This window comes from Streptomyces sp. PA03-6a (assembly GCF_033792765.1).
GTDB lineage: Bacteria > Actinomycetota > Actinomycetes > Streptomycetales > Streptomycetaceae > Actinacidiphila.
This window is the reverse complement of the sequence record NZ_JARAVK010000233.1, coordinates 1-14,380: the sequence shown is the minus strand read 5'-3', so window position 1 is coordinate 14,380 and position 14,380 is coordinate 1. Positions and strand designations below refer to the sequence as shown.

The window sequence follows — 14,380 nt, the reverse complement described above, 5'->3', positions numbered from 1 at the left end:
ACACCTACGACCGCGCCGTCGAACTCGCCGGAGAGCTCTCCGCCGCCCCCGGCGCCGGCGGCAAGCCCATCCACGAATGGCTCGAACTCCGCCCCTTCCTCGCCGCCCCGCCCACCATCACCGAATGACCACCCCCATCGACGAGGCCCGGCTCCGCAGCCTCACGCCGGGCGTCCTCGCCGTCCTCGTCCGCCGCGGAGCCGACTTCGCGGCGGCCGAGGACGCCGTCCAGGACGCGCTGGTCGAGGCCGTCCGCGTCTGGCCGGCCGACCCGCCCAGGGACCCCAAGGGCTGGCTGGTCACCGTGGCCTGGCGCCGGTTCCTGGACGCGACGCGGGCGGACACCGCCCGCCGCCGCCGTGAGGACCTCGTCGACCGGGAACCGGACCCCGGGCCCACGCCCGCGGCCGACGACACGCTCCAGCTGTACTTCCTGTGCGCCCACCCGTCACTGACGCCCTCGTCGGCGGTCGCGCTCACGCTGCGCGCCGTGGGCGGGCTGACGACCCGGCAGATCGCCCAGGCGTACCTGGTGCCCGAGGCGACCATGGCGCAGCGCATCAGCCGGGCCAAACGCACCGTCTCCAGCGTGCGGTTCGACCAGCCCGGCGACGTCGCCACCGTGCTGCGCGTCCTCTACCTGGTCTTCAACGAGGGCTACTCCGGCGACGTCGACCTCGCCGCCGAGGCCATCCGCCTCACCCGGCAGCTCGCGGCAGCGATCGACCACCCCGAGGTGGCGGGGCTGCTCGCCCTCATGCTGCTCCACCACGCCCGGCGGGCCGCCCGGACCGCGCCCGACGGCAGCCTGGTCCCGCTCGCCGCACAGGACCGCGGCCGGTGGGACACCAGGGCCATCGCCGAGGGCGTCGGGATCCTGCAGGCGGCACTCGCCCGCGACCGGCTCGGCGAGTTCCAGGCGCAGGCCGCCATCGCGGCACTGCACGCCGACGCACCCACCGCCGAGGAGACCGACTGGGTGCAGATCGTCGAGTGGTACGACGAGCTGACACTCCTGACCGACAGCCCGGTCGTCCGCCTCAACCGCGCGGTCGCCGTCGGCGAGGCCGACGGACCGCGCGCCGGGCTGGCGGCGCTCGCGGCGCTGGACGACTCGCTTCCCCGGTACACCGCGGTGGCGGCCTACCTCCACGAGCGCGACGGCGACCTGACGACGGCGGCACGGCTGTACGCCGAAGCGGCCCGCAGGGCACCCAACCTCGCCGAGCGCGACCATCTGACACGCCAGGCCGCCCGCCTCAACTCCCGCCGTGGTGGCTGACGGTGTGGGGAAGCGGTAGCCGGTGCTGCGGCCCGGAGACCGGTGCCGGGATGAATCTCGGCCGACATGGGCGCACTCTGGAGATAGGCCCCGTTTCCGCACGTGCCGAATGGGCCCTCGGGACGGGGCTGTGGCTGCAGGCCGCTGCCCGCGATGGGCCGTGGCCGATCCATCCACGGGAGCCCGGAGGCCCTCGTAGGCCGGGGGCCGGTGTGCCGGCTCGTTCCGGGCGGTATTGATGGTCTCTTCAGTACCTCAGCGTTGTTCTCGCGCCGGGCGACCGTGGCACCTACCGAATGCACGGAAGGACACGCCATCATGAGGCGCAAGACACTGATCGCCACCGTGGCTGCCGCCGCCGCACTGGCCGGAGCGGCAGGCTCGACGTCGGCCGCCGTCGCGGCCGACCACCCTCAGAGCACGGTCTCCGTGGTCGCCGACGACGGCGGCGGTGGCGACGACGGCGGGGGCGACGACGGTGACGACGGCGGCGACTACGGTGACTGACGGCGGCTCCCGCAGCTGACAGCGCGGCCGCCACCCCACACGCAATGCGTCTTCTCCAGGCCGGCGGTACCACCCGCTGACCTGTCGAGGTCTCATCGCCATCCGCGGGTCCCCGCCGCTCCATCGCGGCGAGGACCCGTTCGTCACTTCCGGCCCCCGGTGGTGGGGCGGCCGTGGTGGAGTAGGGTCTCCCCACGTCACGCCGGACACACCGCATCGGGGATCAGCCTGTGACGCCGTACTCCCTGGCGTTCTACATGGACGTCATCACCACCGGCACCGTGCTCGGCGTGGACCCCGCGGATTCTCCCGACCGCGTGACCGAGTTCCTCGGCCCGGATTTCGCCGAGAACGCCTTCGGCTCCCTCAGCATGTGCCGTGACTACGGCCTCGTCGAGTTCTACTGGCACCGCGGTGCGGCCGACCACCCCTGGTCGGGGCACCACTTCAGCCTGCAGGTGCACCGGCTGGCGTTCCGCGATCGCACGCTGGTCAACGCCGAAATGCGCGCCAGATACGGCAGGTTCACTCCCAGGCTTCGCTTCGACAAGCTTCGACGCCTGCTGGACCGGCGTGGTGTCCCCCTGCTGGAGGTCCCCGAAATCCCGGCGAACGCCCCGTACTTCCGCACTTTCTGGCAGCCCCGTTCCCATGTGGCCGTCTCGGTCATCGGGACCTACGGCAGGTACAGCACGCCCGACAATCTGCGGGTCGGCGACGTGTACAAGGTCCAGGCACCGGTCTCCGTCGAGGAAGTGGAACGGCGGAGGACCCTGAAGGGGTGAGGGATCCCCGGCCCGCACGACAACCGGGCCCCCGGCGAGGCCGCCTGGAGTGAGTACCGGGCTCTCACGGTCTGATCTGCGTCCACCCGCTGCGGTTCATGGCCGCCCACGGGCCGCGCCGCCCCACGGCGGCCGAGGGTCCGACGGCGTCCTCGAGGTGTCGAGGGCCGCCGCCGACCTCGACCTGCACCGGGGGGCCTTGTACATCGCCACCGGTGATGGCTGGAGTGCGACGGTGAACCGACGATCGCCCACCGGCTACTTGGTGGCGTAGACGGCCGTGTAGCCGCCGATGAGAGGACGGGCCTCCGTCGTGGAGAAGCCTGCCGCCGCCAGCAGGCGGGTCGCATCGGCGACGGTGTACTCGGAGCCGCCTTCCGTGTCGATGAGCATGTTCAGGGACACCATGAACCCGTAGGTGTTGTGCCGCCGGTCGTCGTCGATCATGGCGTCGTAGACGATGAGCGTGCCGCCGACGGGCAGGGCGTCATGGGCCTTGCGGAGCAGGAACTGCCGCTGCCCGGCATTCCAGTCGTGGAGGATCTGCCCCATGACGTAGACGTCGGCCGGGGGAAGGGGGTCGGAGAAGAAGTCGCCGCTGTGGAAGGACAGGCGGTCGGTCAGGCCGTGCGCGGCGGCGAATTCCTCGAAGACCGGTCGAACCGGGGGAAGTTCGAAGACGGTTCCGGTCATCTCGGGGTGGGCTCGCAGCACTGCCGCGGGTACGGCCCCCAGGGCGCCGCCGAGGTCGACCACGTGCCGGCGGCCGGTCCAGTCGAAGTCGGCGGCGAGTGCCCCGGCGAGGGGGGTGCTGACACCGTTCATGCCGTTGAGGAAGTTGCGCCACGCGACGGGGTCTTGGCTCAGCGTGGCGAAGAAGGGGGCTCCGGTGTGCGTGACTTCGTTCTGCTGGGTGCCGGTTCGCAGGGCATCGGTGAGGTTGTCCCAGAAGCCGAAGAGACGGGTGTTGGCCATCTCCAGGATGCCGCCGATGTAGGAGGGCTTGGTCTGGTCCAGGAAGACCTCGGACGCGGGGCTGTTGCGGTAGACGCCGTCGTCGTCACGGTCCAGCAGGCCCAGCGACACCAGGGCGTCGAGGAAGTCCGCGGAGGACCTGGGGTGGAGGCCCACTTCGGCGGCGAGGGACGCGCGATCGCGACCGCCCCGGGCCAGGACGGTGAACAGCTCCAGCTCCACCGCGCTCAGCAGTGTCTTCGAGGCCATGAACCCCAGACCCAGCTGAAGGATCGGCTCGGGGGTGATCGATTCGTCGACGGTCACATGTATCTCCACTCACTCGACAACGGATTCTCAGGTCGGTCGCTCGTCGCGGTCTCGCACCGCCGCCCCGGGCGGGACGGGCCGTGCGCCGCGTTCAGAGCGTCTTGATCTGGCCGCCGTCGATGAGCACCTCGGCCCCGTTGATGTTGCCCGCCACCGGCGAGGCCAGGAAGACGGTGAGGTCGGCCACCTCCTGCGGCTCGGTGATCCGGCCCGAGGTGATGCCCATGCTCTGGGGCACCACGACGTCCAGGGCCTCCTGCGCCGTGGTGCCGGCGGCCGCGGCGGTGGCGTCGGCGAAAGCGCCGGGGGCCGTCCAGAACGGGGTGCGCACCGGGCCGGGGGAGATCGCGTTGACGCGGATGCCCTTCGGTGCGAACTCCTCGGACAGCGACTTGCTCAGGTTGGTCAGCGCGGCCTTGGCGGCGGAGTAGTCCACGACCATCGGGAAGGGCGTGCGGGCGTTGATGGAGCTGATGTTGACGATCGCCGCACCTTCGGCCTCGGCCAGGTGCGGGAGCGCGGCGCGGCTGGCGCGGACGGCGCTGAAGAAGGTCAGGTCGAAGATCCGCCGCCATTCGGCGTCGGTGACGTCGAGGAACCCACTACGCGGTTCTGCGGCACCGACGTTGTTGACGAGGATGTCGATCCGCTGGTGGCGCTCCACCGCGCTGCGGACCAGGGTCTGCGCGCCCTCCGGTGCCGCCAGGTCGACGGGCACGATCGTGACGTCGTAGGCGGTCGCCAGCGCGTCGAGTTCGGGCGTCGAGTTGCGGCTGCCGGCGACGACGCGGACGCCTTCGCGGGCCATCGCCTCGACGACGGCCAGACCGATGCCCTTGCTGGCTCCGGTGACGACGGCGACCTTGTTCTTGAGGTGCAGTTCCATGAGGAATCCTTTATGGAGTGATCAATACAGAATTACGGCAAACGGAAGCCCGGCCCACACGGTGTGCATCAGAGCCCGCCCGCGGTCAGCCGAGGGCGCGCATCGCCACCGCGAGGGCGTCCTCGACGAAGGACCGCCCAAGACGCGCCCGGCCGACGACCGGCAGGCCCTGGACGAAGGTGGTCAGGAAGCGGGCCAGCTCGACCGGGTCCTTGTCCGGCGCCAGCTCCCCCCGTGACCTGGCCCGCTCCAGGGCTCCCGCCAGGGACGACTCGACCTGCCGCATCGCCGCGACGACACGTTCGGCCGCCGGGGGCCGGCCGCCGCACTCGGTGGCGGCGTTGACGACGAGGCACCCCCGCAACGGATCGGTCAGATCCGCCTCGATCATGGCGACGAGGACCTGTCGCACCGCCGACCGGATCTCGGTCGCGTGCTCGAGGATCTTCACGAGGTCGTCCGCCTGGAGGGCGGAGTAACGCTCGAGGGCGCGGAGGTAGAGCTGCTCCTTCGAGCCGAAAGCCGCGTAGAAGCTGCCGCTTCCGATCGACAGCTCGTCGAGGAGGTCCTGCAGGGAGGTCTCGGCGTAGCCGCGACGCCAGAACAGGTCCATCGCGCGGTCGACCGCTTGGTCGACGCCGAACTCCCTGATCCGTCCCATGCCCGGAAGCCTAGCACGATTCTGGATTGTTCAATAAAGTAAGCGTTCCGGGGGCCGTCCCGCCCGCCGCGGTCCTCGCCGGGCTCAGAGGGATGCCAGCCAGGCCGCGGTCTCGTCGGGGTGGCCGAAGCGGAGGATGTCCAGCGGTGCGAAGCGGGGATCGCCGGCGCGGCGCTCGATCTCCAGGCGACGGCCCACGTGCTGGGACCAGGACCACCAGGCAGGATGCTCCCGGCTCAGCCAGCCGGTCAGGGTTTCCCTGTTGCCCCCGAAGATCGCCTCGCGCGTGACGGTGCGCCGCACGGACCGGCGCAGGACGCGCGGCATGATGACGCGCCTGGGGTAGTCCAGCCACACCACGGTGTCGGCCCGCCCCCACAGCAGGTCACGAACGTCCGGGTAGCCGAGGGAGTCGACCACCCAGCGGGGCCCGGCGGCGAACCCCGCCACGTCCTCGGCGAACGCGCCGTTCACCGCCCAGTCGGGGCCGTTGAAGTACAGCGCGTCCATCTCGTGGTACGGCAGGCCCAGTCGACCGCCCACCGCACGGGCGAGCGTGGACTTGCCCGCGCCCGTGGCGCCCACCACCAAGATCCGTTCCACGACCGTGCACCCTACCCCCGGCCGCCGCGGTGCGGCGGTGGCGGATGCCCGTGACGGGTCAGCCGGCCTTGTTCGGATCGAAGCCGTACCGGCGATCGCGGACGGCCGCCACGACCTTGGCGACCCGGGCGTCGAAGGCGTCGAGTTCTTCCGTCTCGGCCGCGTCGGCGACGAACGCACGTCGGTCACACAGGACGCCTGCCCGCCAGATCCGTTCGATGGCCCGGGTCGCGGTGATGTCGGTCAACGGGTCGCCGGACACGAGCATGAGGTCCGCGCGCCGACCGGGCGCGACCTGCCCGCGGTCGGCGAGGCCGAACACTCGTGCCGGAGCGGCGGTCGCGGCGTTCAGCGCCTGAGCAGGTGTCATGCCGCAGCGGCCGAGCAACTCCAGCTCCCGGTGCAGACTTGCCCCGAACACGGTCCCCGGGTTCGGGGCGTCGGTGCCGGCCAGGACCGTGACGCCCGCGTCGACCAGGCGGCCGACGTTCTCCTCAGCACGGGAATAGGACGGCATCGCTCGCCCGTGCCGCCCCGATGCGCCAGAGGTCAGCCGCCGCGCCTGCGCGTCCCCGAGCGCCGCGGCGAGTCGGGGGTCGGCGGCCACGGCGGCCCCGCCTGGTTCGCCCAGGACGTTCTCGATGGTTGCCAGCGTCGGGCCGACCGCGATTCCGGCCTCGGCGATACGCTCGGCCAGGGCTCCGTCCAGTTCGCCGTCCACGGGCACGTGCGCGATGACGTCGACGCCCGCGGACACGACCTCGCCCATGCCGGCCACGGAGTGGATGTGCGCGACGACCACGAGTCCGCGGCGATGCGCTGCCTTGGCCAACGCGGTGATCGTGGCCAGGTCCAAAGACGGCATCGTCCGTGGACCCGCGGTGCCCGACGGGCCGAAGACCTTCACATGGTCCGAGCCTTCGGCGACGCGGTCCGCGACGAACTGCTCGGCCTGCTCCGGTCCCGTCAAGGTCGGGAACGGGGCGTACATCGCCGAGGGATGCCCGCCAGGAGCGGTGGCACCGATCCCCGCGGAACGCACGTCGGCCACGTCCGGCCGAGCGGCGGCCTGTTGCTTGGCCACCGCCATCACGTCGGCCTGGCTGAACATGTCCAGTGCGGTGGTCACACCGAAGGTGAGCCCCTGCGCCAGAGCGCCGGGCACCAGGTGGATGTGCGAGTCGATCAGCCCCGGCAGGAGGGTGCCACCCTCCGCGTCGACCACCACGTCGCCGTCCCGGGCGGTGGGACCGGTGGCGCAGTCGGTGATGACGCCGTCGGCGAACCGGACCGACGTCCAGTCCCGCAGCCGGGTGCCGTCGAAGACCCTCGCGTTGACGATCGCCGTCGCTTCGGTCACGAGGCCCCTCCCGAACGGATGCGCTTGGTGGTCAGGGCGGGGCAGCCGCCCCTGACCGATGGCGCCAAGCATCGCACCCGCGCCGGCGGCCCTCGTCACCCGGCTCCGGACATGGTCGGCCGGACAGGTCCTACCCGGACCGCTCGTCGTAGGTCTGCTGGTTGCGGCGGATCTCCGCGTGCCGGTCGGCCGACCAGGCCGCCAGCTCCAGCACGGTGGACAGCAGGGAGGTGCCGAGCCCGGTCAGGGAGTACTCGACGCGCGGCGGCACCTCGGCGTACGCGGTCCGGTCGACCAGGCCGCTGCGCTGGAGCTGCTTGAGCGTGAGGGTGAGCATCCGCTGGGAGATGCCGGGGATGGCGTGCGCGAGGTCGGAGTAGCGCACGGGTCCGTCGGAGAGGGTGCCGATGATCAGCACGCTCCACTTGTCGCCGACCATGTCGAGGATCTCGCGGATGAGGTCCGCGTCCCCGTCGCCCCAGTGCGCGCACGGGCCGGGGACGCGCCGCACGCTCGCCCGCACGTTGGTGCGTCCCTGCCGCATCTCGCTGCCGGTGCCCACGTCCGCCGCCTCTCCCACGATCCACGCACATCAATGTGCCTTTTGTATCGCTTCTCACACTAATGCAGAGTGAGGCTACGAACAGAAAGTGAGTTTCGAGAGGGGCCCACCATGCAGATCGACTTCTGGTCCGACATCGTCTGCCCGTACTGCGGACTGGCGGACAACCGGCTGCGGCTGGCGCTGGAGCGTTTCGAGCACGCCGGAGAGGTGCGGATCGTCCACCGCTCGTTCCAGCTCCACCCCGACCTGCCCCGCGAGGGCATCACGCAACGGCGGCTCCTGGAGAAGCACGGGATCTCCGTGTCCAGGGGCGAGCAGATCTTCGCGCCGATCGAGCGCGCCGCCCGGGACGAGGGGCTGGACCCGTACCACGCGCTGGAGCGGACGCTGGGGCCGACCGACTACGCGCACGAACTCCTCGCCCTCGCCACCGACCAGGGGCGCGGCGGCGAGGTGTGGACGGCGATGTTCCGCGCCCACTTCGGGCAGGCGCGCGAGCTGTGGACCCGCGAGCAGGTCCTCGACTTCGCCACCGAGGCCGGCCTCGACCGCACGGAAGCCGCGGAGGCGCTGCGCGACCGGCGCTACCGGGCCCGGGTGGACGCCGACCAGCGCGAGGCCGAGCGCCTGGGGGCACGCGGGATGCCGTTCATGGTCCTCGACGGCACGTACGCGATCCCCGGCGCCGTCGGCGTCGACGAGCTCCTGGCCGCGATGACCAGGGCCTGGGAGGCGGCGCACCCCGAGCCCCGGCCGCTGCGGATCCTCGGCGCAGAGGGCGCGGCCGCCTGCGGCCCGGACGGCTGTGCGGTCCCCCGGCCTCCCGCGCCCTGACGACACGGCCTCGAACGCCACGCCCTCACCGGGGCCCGCTCATGCCCGCGCGCCGGAACCCGGCCGGCGGACCACCACCACACCCGCACACCCGCACCACAGCGAAAGAGCCACCACCATGTCCTACCTGCTGCGCATCGACGCCTCGGCCTCCGGCGACGCCTCCGTCTCCCGCCGGGTCGCCGATTCCTTCACCTCCGCCTGGGCCGGCGACGTCGTCCGCCGCGACCTCGCGCGCGACCCCGTCGGCCACCTGGACGCGGCCGGCATCCAGGCCCGTACGACCCCCGCCGACGAGCACACCCCCGAGCAGAAGGCCGCCGCTCTGCTCCAGGACGAACTGGTGGAGGAGTTCCTGGGCGCCGACGCCTACCTCTTCGCCGTACCGCTCTACAACTACGCGATGCCGTCGGTCTTCAAGGCATGGCTGGACCACATCATGATCGTCGGCAGGACGATCGGGCTGCCCGGCCCCGCTCCCACCACCGGCCGCCCCGCCGTCCTTGTCTCCGCCCGGGGCGGCGGCTACGGTCCCGGCGCGCCCCAGCACGGCAAGGACTTCCTGATCCCCGCGCTGGAGACCATCCTCGGCGATCCGCGGCTGATGGCCCTGGACGTCCGCTCCATCACGCCCGAACTGACGTATGCGCCCACGGTGCCGTCGCTCGGGCACCTGCTCCCCGAGCACCGCGCCTCACTGGAGGATGCGCACGCGCGGGCGCGCCGTCAGGCGGTGGAGGTCGCCGCGCTCACCGCCAGCCGGTCGGCCATCTGACCGGCACGACCTCCTTGAGCGCCGCCAGGCCCCTCACAGGCCTGCCTCGGGCCGCTCGGCGAGGTCGGCGGGCTGGTCGTGCTCCCGGAACGAGGCGGCCCGGTCAGAGCTGCGGCGCGGCGTTCCAGCTGGCCAGGAGCGGCAGGACGCGGGCGGTGGAGGAGTCGGGTTCTGCGGTGTAGACGACGAGGCGCTGGTCGGGCTCGTGGGGCGCGCGGACGATCTCGATGTCGAAGGTCATCGGGCCCGCCGTGGGGTGCTGGACGCGCTTGCTCACCGACGCGTAGTCACGGACGGCGTGGTCGTCCCACCAGCGGGCGACGTCGGCGTCGGTGGTGCGCAACTCGTCGACGAGCGCGGTGAGGCGGTTGTCGTGCGGGCGGCGGGCGGTCTCCCGGCGCATCGTGGCGACGGTGGCCGAGGCGAAGTCCTGCCAGTTCACGATCCGTTCGCGGGCGACCGGGTCCTGGAACATGTAGCGGACGAACGACGTCCCCGGCTCCAGCGGACGGCCCAGCACCTCCACGAGCAGCGCGTTGCGGGCCAGCACTTCGCCGCGGTGGCCGAGCAGCAGTACCGGGACGTGGTCGAGCGTGCGCATCAGCCGCAGCAGCCCGGGATCGGGGCGCTGCACCGACTGCGGGGTCGCGGCGCGCCGCCGCACGGTGGGTGCGGCGAGGTCGCGCAGATGCGCGTGCTCGACCTCGTCCAGGCGCAGCGCCCGGGCCAGCGCGTCGAGCACCTCGTCGGAGATGTTGGCCTGGCGTCCCTGTTCGAGCCGGCTGTAGTAGTCCGGGCTCAGGCCGGTGACCCCTCCCGCGCCCCCGCCGCCTTCCCTGCGGCGGGGGCGCCGGAACCAAAGCCTCCTCACCGTCCAGCGATGACAATTAAGGATTTGCCTAATCATTTTAGGCAAACTAGCCTGCCGCTCATGAAGCCGTTGACCGAGCAAGAGATCCGTAGCGCGTTCGTGAACTGCACCAAGGGCGAGGCCAAGCGCCTGTTCGTCCCCCGTGACCTGGCCGAGCAGCCCTGGGACGACCTGGACTTCCTCGGCTGGCGGGACCCCCAGGCCCCCGACCGCTCCTACCTCGCCACCGAGCTGGAAGGCCGCACGGTGGCCCTCGCCCTGCGCACCTCGGGCCCGGCTTCCTGGCAGGCGCGGCTCAGCATGTGCTCGATGTGCCTGACCACCCACTCCGGGGGCGTCTCACTCATGGTCGCCGCGAAGGCCGGGAAGGCCGGGCAGCAGGGCAACACCGTGGGCGCCTACATGTGCAGCGACCTCGCCTGCCCGCTGTACGTGCGGGGCATGAAGGACGCGGGCATCGGCGCGCGGCTCCACGAGACGCTCACCCTGGAGGAGAAGATCCAGCGGACCGTCGCGAACCTCGCCGCGTTCATCGCCAAGGTCACCATGTGAACGACGCGGGGGTATCAGCCGACTATCGCTGACCTGCGACGATCGGTTACGCTCCCGCAAGATCACGCGGCTCGGGGTGGGGGCACCATGCACAAGAAGCACGCACTGGTCCTGGCAGCGGCGGCAGCACTCGTCGCCGCCGTGCCGGCCACGCTGGCGGTGCACCGCCACGTCGAAGCGGCGGAGCGTGCGTCGCTTGAGCGAGCGGCTCAAAAGGTCTTCCAGCACAACGCCGACCTCCCCACCGCGTATTGGCGGAGGGACGAACCGCAGGCGGACGTGATGTGGGACGGAGCCATCTCCACCGCCTACATCCAGCAGGTCGAGATGGACGGCGACCGGGCCAAGGTGTGGGTCGACGAGTCCACGAGGCCGTACGCCACCGACCGGTTCGGCAAGACCCACAGGGCCGATGTCCCCTGGGTGAGCACTCACCTCTTCGTGTTCCTCACCTCTTCGTGTTCGAGCCCACAGGGGACGGCTGGCGCCTCGCCGAGGACCTGACCACGGCCGAACGGGACAACGGCTGACGTCGCCGGCGGCACCGTCCCCCCGCCTTCCGCGAAGGTGCGGGGTCGACCACCCGGGACACCACACACGTCAGGGACCGATGTCGCCAGGCAGGCCGACTCGACCGTCGGCCCGTGGCCCGCGCCGCCCTCCACCGCCCGAAGGGCGTTGCGCAAGGACCCCGCCCGCACCGCCTCGGGGTGGAGAACGCGTGCCGCCGCTCCGGGAAGCTGCTCGGCATGCGATGAGTGCGCCAGGCCCGCCGCGCCGCTGCCGTCGGCCTCGGCACACCCCACCCGCTCCTCAACCACCCCCGCACGGATAACCCTTCGCGCACCCTAGGACCCCTAGGTTAAAGTGAGGGCCCCTAGGAAAGAGCGGGAGGGTCCATGGTGCGAGCCGGACTGACGGCGGAACGGGTGACGGTCGCGGGCGCCGAACTGGCGGACGAGGTCGGACTCGACCACGTGACCATGTCGCAGGTCGCCCGGCGGCTCGGCGTCAGGGACGCCAGCCTCTACACGCACGTCCGCAACCTTGAGGACCTGCGTGGACGGATCGCGCTCCTGGCCGCCGACGAGAAGACCATCCGCATCGCCGAGGCCACCGCGGGGCGGGCCGGCAAGGACGCCCTCGTCGCGTTCGCCAACGCCTGGCGCGAGTACGCCCACCAGCACCCCGGCCGCTACACCGCGACGCAGACCCCCCTGCAGATCGACCCCGAACTGGCCGCCAAAGCCCCCGGACCACGGCGCGCCGTCGAGCTGACCTACGGCATGCTCCGCGCCTACGGACTCGCCGAGCCGGACCTCACCGACGCCGTACGGCTGCTGCGCAGCACCTTCCACGGGTTCGTCGCCCTGGAGGCCGCCGGCGGCTTCGCCCACCGGCGCTCACCGCAGCAGTCCTGGCTCCGCGCCCTCGACGCCCTGCACCACCTCCTGGAGCACTGGCCCCCGTCCCGAGAAGGAGAAGCAGCCCCATGACGACCGACCCCACCACCGGCAGCCTGCCCGTGAACGGCGCGACCCTGAACTACGAAGTGCGCGGCCGGGGCCCCCTCCTGCTCCTGATCCCGGGAGGAACCGGCGGCGCCGCGACCTTCGACGACATCGCCGACGACCTGGCCACCGCGTACACGGTCGCGACCTACGACCCGCGCGGCATGTCCCGCAGCACCCTCGACGACACCGACGCCGAACAGCACGTGGCCGAACACGCCGACGACGCGCTCCGCCTCCTCGACCTGCTCTCGCCCCACGAACCCGCCCGCGTCTTCGGCGCCAGCTCGGGCGCGATCACCGCCCTCCATCTGCTCACCACCCACCCCGAACGCGTCGCACGCCTCGTGGCGCACGAACCGCCGGTCGTGGACGTCCTCCCCGACGCCCCCGAACACCGCGCACTCGTCGCCCGCGTGCAGGACACCTTCCGCACCCAGGGCCTCAAGCCGGCGATGGCCGCGTTCGCCGAGGGCATGAAGAAGGACGACGACACCACCGACCCGAAGCCCGGGATCAAGCTTCCGCCACGAGCGGCGGCGCGGGTCGAGCGGACCATGGGCAACCTGCCCCTCTTCGTCGGCCGCATCGTGCCCGCCTTCATGTCCTACGCCCCCGACACCGACCGCCTCAAGGCGCTGTCGGACCGGATCGTGCTCGCCGCCGGCCAGGACTCGCGGGGCGAACTCCCCCACCGCGCGGCGGCGTCCCTGGCCGAGCGCCTCCGCACGGAACTCCGGTACTTCCCCGGCAGCCACATCGGCCTGACGACCCACCCCACCGAGTTCGGCGAGCACCTCCGCGCGGCCCTCGGCACCCGGTAGACCCGCGTCCCCGACCCGATTGGGTGCGGTGCGGCTGCGGGGCGGCCGGGGCGGTTGTTCGATGGGCGGCAACGGTCCCCGGCGCGCCCCGTGCGGGGCCGACGGCCGGGCAGGTGGTGCACCGTGGCAGGCAAGGACGCTCCCGCCGGCCTCGACTCGGTCGCCGACGAGCTGTACCGGCTGCCGCCCGCGCGGTTCACCGCCTCCCGCAACGCACACGCGCAGGCCGCCAAGAAGGCCGGCGACCGGCCCCTCGCCGACCGGATCGCGGCCCTGCGCAAGCCCACCACCTCGGCCTGGGCCGCCAATCTGCTGGCCCGCGAACGCCGGGACGAGATCGGGCCGCTCCTCCGACTCGGCGAAGCGCTGCGGCAGGCCCACCGCAGCCTGGACGGAGGACAACTCCGCCGGCTCAACCGGCAACAGCGGGAGCTCGTGCAGGCACTGTCCCGGCAAGCCGCACAACTGGCCGCGGAGGCCGGACAGCCCCTCGCCGGCCAAGCCGTGCAGGAAGTGGAGGAGACCCTGCACGCCGCACTCGCCGACCCCGACGCCGGCGCGGCGTTCGCGGAGGGCCGCCTGACCAAGCCACTGTCGGCGACCGTGGACATCACCGGCCAGGCCACCACCGCCGCCCAGGCCACGCACCGCACACCGAAGCCGGCACGACGAACCGCCGAGGACACGGCGCGGGCCCGCCGCGAGGCGGAGCGACAGCGCCGACGCGAGGATGCCGAGCAGGCCCGACAGCAAGCCCGCCGGGCGGAGCAGGAAGCCGAGGCCCGGGAAAGCGAGGCAGCTGCCGCCCGGGAGGACCTGGACGCGGCGGACCGGCAGCGCGACCAGGCTCAGGCCCGTCTCGACGAACTGCTCGGGCGGGTCAAGGACGCGGAGCAGGCCGTACGGGCAGCCCGCGACAGCCAGGACCAGGCCCGACGACTGGTGCGTGAGGCCGACAAGGCCGCCCGCGACGCCCGTCGCCGGGCCCACGAAGCGGCCGCCCATGCCGACCGGCTGACCGCACGCCTCGACGATCCGGGCCCCTGACCGGACCCCTGGAGGTTCACGCCCCGGGCCCCG

Annotated in this window: 17 protein-coding genes and 1 pseudogene; 11 read left to right on the top strand and 7 right to left on the bottom strand. The window is 72.2% G+C overall.

Annotated elements, in window-relative coordinates:
- The 4 genes and pseudogenes from PV350_RS36885 to PV350_RS36870 form a co-directional block, all read left to right on the top strand.
- Nucleotides 1-128, top strand: a pseudogene (locus PV350_RS36885) (YciI family protein); the annotation flags it as partial.
- Nucleotides 125-1,282: an RNA polymerase sigma factor gene (locus tag PV350_RS36880; RefSeq protein WP_499510162.1), complete on the top strand. Its 1,158-nt coding sequence runs from the start codon at nucleotides 125-127 to the stop codon at nucleotides 1,280-1,282. The pseudogene PV350_RS36885 and the gene PV350_RS36880, both read left to right, overlap by 4 nt.
- A gap of 318 nt (nucleotides 1,283-1,600) precedes the next feature.
- The gene (locus PV350_RS36875; RefSeq protein ID WP_499510163.1) at nucleotides 1,601-1,789 is read left to right on the top strand and encodes a hypothetical protein; all 189 of its coding nucleotides are present in this window, start codon (nucleotides 1,601-1,603) and stop codon (nucleotides 1,787-1,789) included.
- A 230-nt stretch (nucleotides 1,790-2,019) separates the two neighbouring features.
- The gene (locus tag PV350_RS36870; protein WP_499510164.1) at nucleotides 2,020-2,574 is read left to right on the top strand and encodes a hypothetical protein; all 555 of its coding nucleotides are present in this window, start codon (nucleotides 2,020-2,022) and stop codon (nucleotides 2,572-2,574) included.
- Nucleotides 2,575-2,832: 258 nt separating this feature from the next.
- Here PV350_RS36870 and PV350_RS36865 read toward each other — a convergent pair whose 3' ends face one another.
- From PV350_RS36865 to PV350_RS36840, 6 genes are all read right to left on the bottom strand, one after another.
- Nucleotides 2,833-3,855, bottom strand: a complete 1,023-nt coding sequence (locus PV350_RS36865; protein WP_499510165.1) for a methyltransferase — start codon at nucleotides 3,853-3,855, stop codon at nucleotides 2,833-2,835.
- A gap of 94 nt (nucleotides 3,856-3,949) precedes the next feature.
- Complete coding sequence (locus tag PV350_RS36860) at nucleotides 3,950-4,744, bottom strand: SDR family NAD(P)-dependent oxidoreductase (protein ID WP_500337847.1); 795 nt, start codon at nucleotides 4,742-4,744, stop codon at nucleotides 3,950-3,952.
- Between the two features lie 85 nt (nucleotides 4,745-4,829).
- Nucleotides 4,830-5,405, bottom strand: coding sequence for a TetR/AcrR family transcriptional regulator (locus tag PV350_RS36855; protein ID WP_500337845.1), 576 nt, complete (start codon nucleotides 5,403-5,405; stop codon nucleotides 4,830-4,832).
- Between the two features lie 84 nt (nucleotides 5,406-5,489).
- Nucleotides 5,490-6,008 (bottom strand): P-loop NTPase family protein, encoded by a 519-nt coding sequence (locus tag PV350_RS36850; RefSeq protein WP_499510168.1) that lies wholly within the window; start codon nucleotides 6,006-6,008, stop codon nucleotides 5,490-5,492.
- Between the two features lie 58 nt (nucleotides 6,009-6,066).
- Nucleotides 6,067-7,368, bottom strand: a complete 1,302-nt coding sequence (locus PV350_RS36845) for an amidohydrolase family protein (RefSeq protein WP_500337844.1) — start codon at nucleotides 7,366-7,368, stop codon at nucleotides 6,067-6,069.
- Nucleotides 7,369-7,498: 130 nt separating this feature from the next.
- Nucleotides 7,499-7,948: a winged helix-turn-helix transcriptional regulator gene (locus PV350_RS36840; protein WP_499510170.1), complete on the bottom strand. Its 450-nt coding sequence runs from the start codon at nucleotides 7,946-7,948 to the stop codon at nucleotides 7,499-7,501.
- A gap of 93 nt (nucleotides 7,949-8,041) precedes the next feature.
- Between PV350_RS36840 and PV350_RS36835 the strand changes: the two genes are divergently transcribed.
- Both PV350_RS36835 and PV350_RS36830 read left to right on the top strand, forming a co-directional pair.
- A complete protein-coding gene (locus PV350_RS36835; protein WP_500337842.1) occupies nucleotides 8,042-8,767 on the top strand; it encodes a DsbA family oxidoreductase in 726 nt (241 codons plus the stop codon).
- Nucleotides 8,768-8,885: 118 nt separating this feature from the next.
- On the top strand, nucleotides 8,886-9,542 hold the full coding sequence (locus tag PV350_RS36830; protein ID WP_499510172.1) for an FMN-dependent NADH-azoreductase: 657 nt from the start codon (nucleotides 8,886-8,888) through the stop codon (nucleotides 9,540-9,542).
- Between the two features lie 103 nt (nucleotides 9,543-9,645).
- Here PV350_RS36830 and PV350_RS36825 read toward each other — a convergent pair whose 3' ends face one another.
- Nucleotides 9,646-10,413 (bottom strand): helix-turn-helix transcriptional regulator, encoded by a 768-nt coding sequence (locus PV350_RS36825; RefSeq protein ID WP_500337841.1) that lies wholly within the window; start codon nucleotides 10,411-10,413, stop codon nucleotides 9,646-9,648.
- A 60-nt stretch (nucleotides 10,414-10,473) separates the two neighbouring features.
- Between PV350_RS36825 and PV350_RS36820 the strand changes: the two genes are divergently transcribed.
- From PV350_RS36820 to PV350_RS36800, 5 genes are all read left to right on the top strand, one after another.
- The gene (locus PV350_RS36820; RefSeq protein ID WP_499510175.1) at nucleotides 10,474-10,965 is read left to right on the top strand and encodes an FBP domain-containing protein; all 492 of its coding nucleotides are present in this window, start codon (nucleotides 10,474-10,476) and stop codon (nucleotides 10,963-10,965) included.
- Nucleotides 10,966-11,052: 87 nt separating this feature from the next.
- Entirely contained in the window at nucleotides 11,053-11,469 is a 417-nt protein-coding gene (locus PV350_RS36815; protein WP_500337840.1) for a hypothetical protein, read from the top strand.
- Nucleotides 11,470-11,864: 395 nt separating this feature from the next.
- Entirely contained in the window at nucleotides 11,865-12,461 is a 597-nt protein-coding gene (locus PV350_RS36810; protein ID WP_499510177.1) for a TetR/AcrR family transcriptional regulator, read from the top strand.
- Nucleotides 12,458-13,300 carry an alpha/beta fold hydrolase gene (locus PV350_RS36805; protein WP_500337838.1) on the top strand — a complete coding sequence of 281 codons (843 nt, stop codon included), beginning with the start codon at nucleotides 12,458-12,460 and terminating at the stop codon, nucleotides 13,298-13,300. Before PV350_RS36810 ends, PV350_RS36805 begins: the two co-directional genes overlap by 4 nt.
- 123 nt (nucleotides 13,301-13,423) lie before the next feature.
- The gene (locus tag PV350_RS36800; protein ID WP_500337836.1) at nucleotides 13,424-14,347 is read left to right on the top strand and encodes a hypothetical protein; all 924 of its coding nucleotides are present in this window, start codon (nucleotides 13,424-13,426) and stop codon (nucleotides 14,345-14,347) included.
- Nucleotides 14,348-14,380 lie beyond the last annotated feature (33 nt).

Excerpts from the sequence above, each read along its gene's own strand:
- PV350_RS36830 (WP_499510172.1), top strand. The coding sequence starts at position 8,886 with ATGTCCTACCTGCTGCGCATCGACGCCTCGGCCTCCGGCGACGCCTCC.
- PV350_RS36860 (WP_500337847.1), bottom strand. The coding sequence starts at position 4,744 with ATGGAACTGCACCTCAAGAACAAGGTCGCCGTCGTCACCGGAGCCAGC.
- PV350_RS36880 (WP_499510162.1), top strand. The coding sequence starts at position 125 with ATGACCACCCCCATCGACGAGGCCCGGCTCCGCAGCCTCACGCCGGGC.
- PV350_RS36820 (WP_499510175.1), top strand. The coding sequence starts at position 10,474 with ATGAAGCCGTTGACCGAGCAAGAGATCCGTAGCGCGTTCGTGAACTGC.
- PV350_RS36835 (WP_500337842.1), top strand. The coding sequence starts at position 8,042 with ATGCAGATCGACTTCTGGTCCGACATCGTCTGCCCGTACTGCGGACTG.
- PV350_RS36815 (WP_500337840.1), top strand. The coding sequence starts at position 11,053 with ATGCACAAGAAGCACGCACTGGTCCTGGCAGCGGCGGCAGCACTCGTC.
- PV350_RS36875 (WP_499510163.1), top strand. The coding sequence starts at position 1,601 with ATGAGGCGCAAGACACTGATCGCCACCGTGGCTGCCGCCGCCGCACTG.
- PV350_RS36810 (WP_499510177.1), top strand. The coding sequence starts at position 11,865 with ATGGTGCGAGCCGGACTGACGGCGGAACGGGTGACGGTCGCGGGCGCC.
- PV350_RS36855 (WP_500337845.1), bottom strand. The coding sequence starts at position 5,405 with ATGGGACGGATCAGGGAGTTCGGCGTCGACCAAGCGGTCGACCGCGCG.
- PV350_RS36805 (WP_500337838.1), top strand. The coding sequence starts at position 12,458 with ATGACGACCGACCCCACCACCGGCAGCCTGCCCGTGAACGGCGCGACC.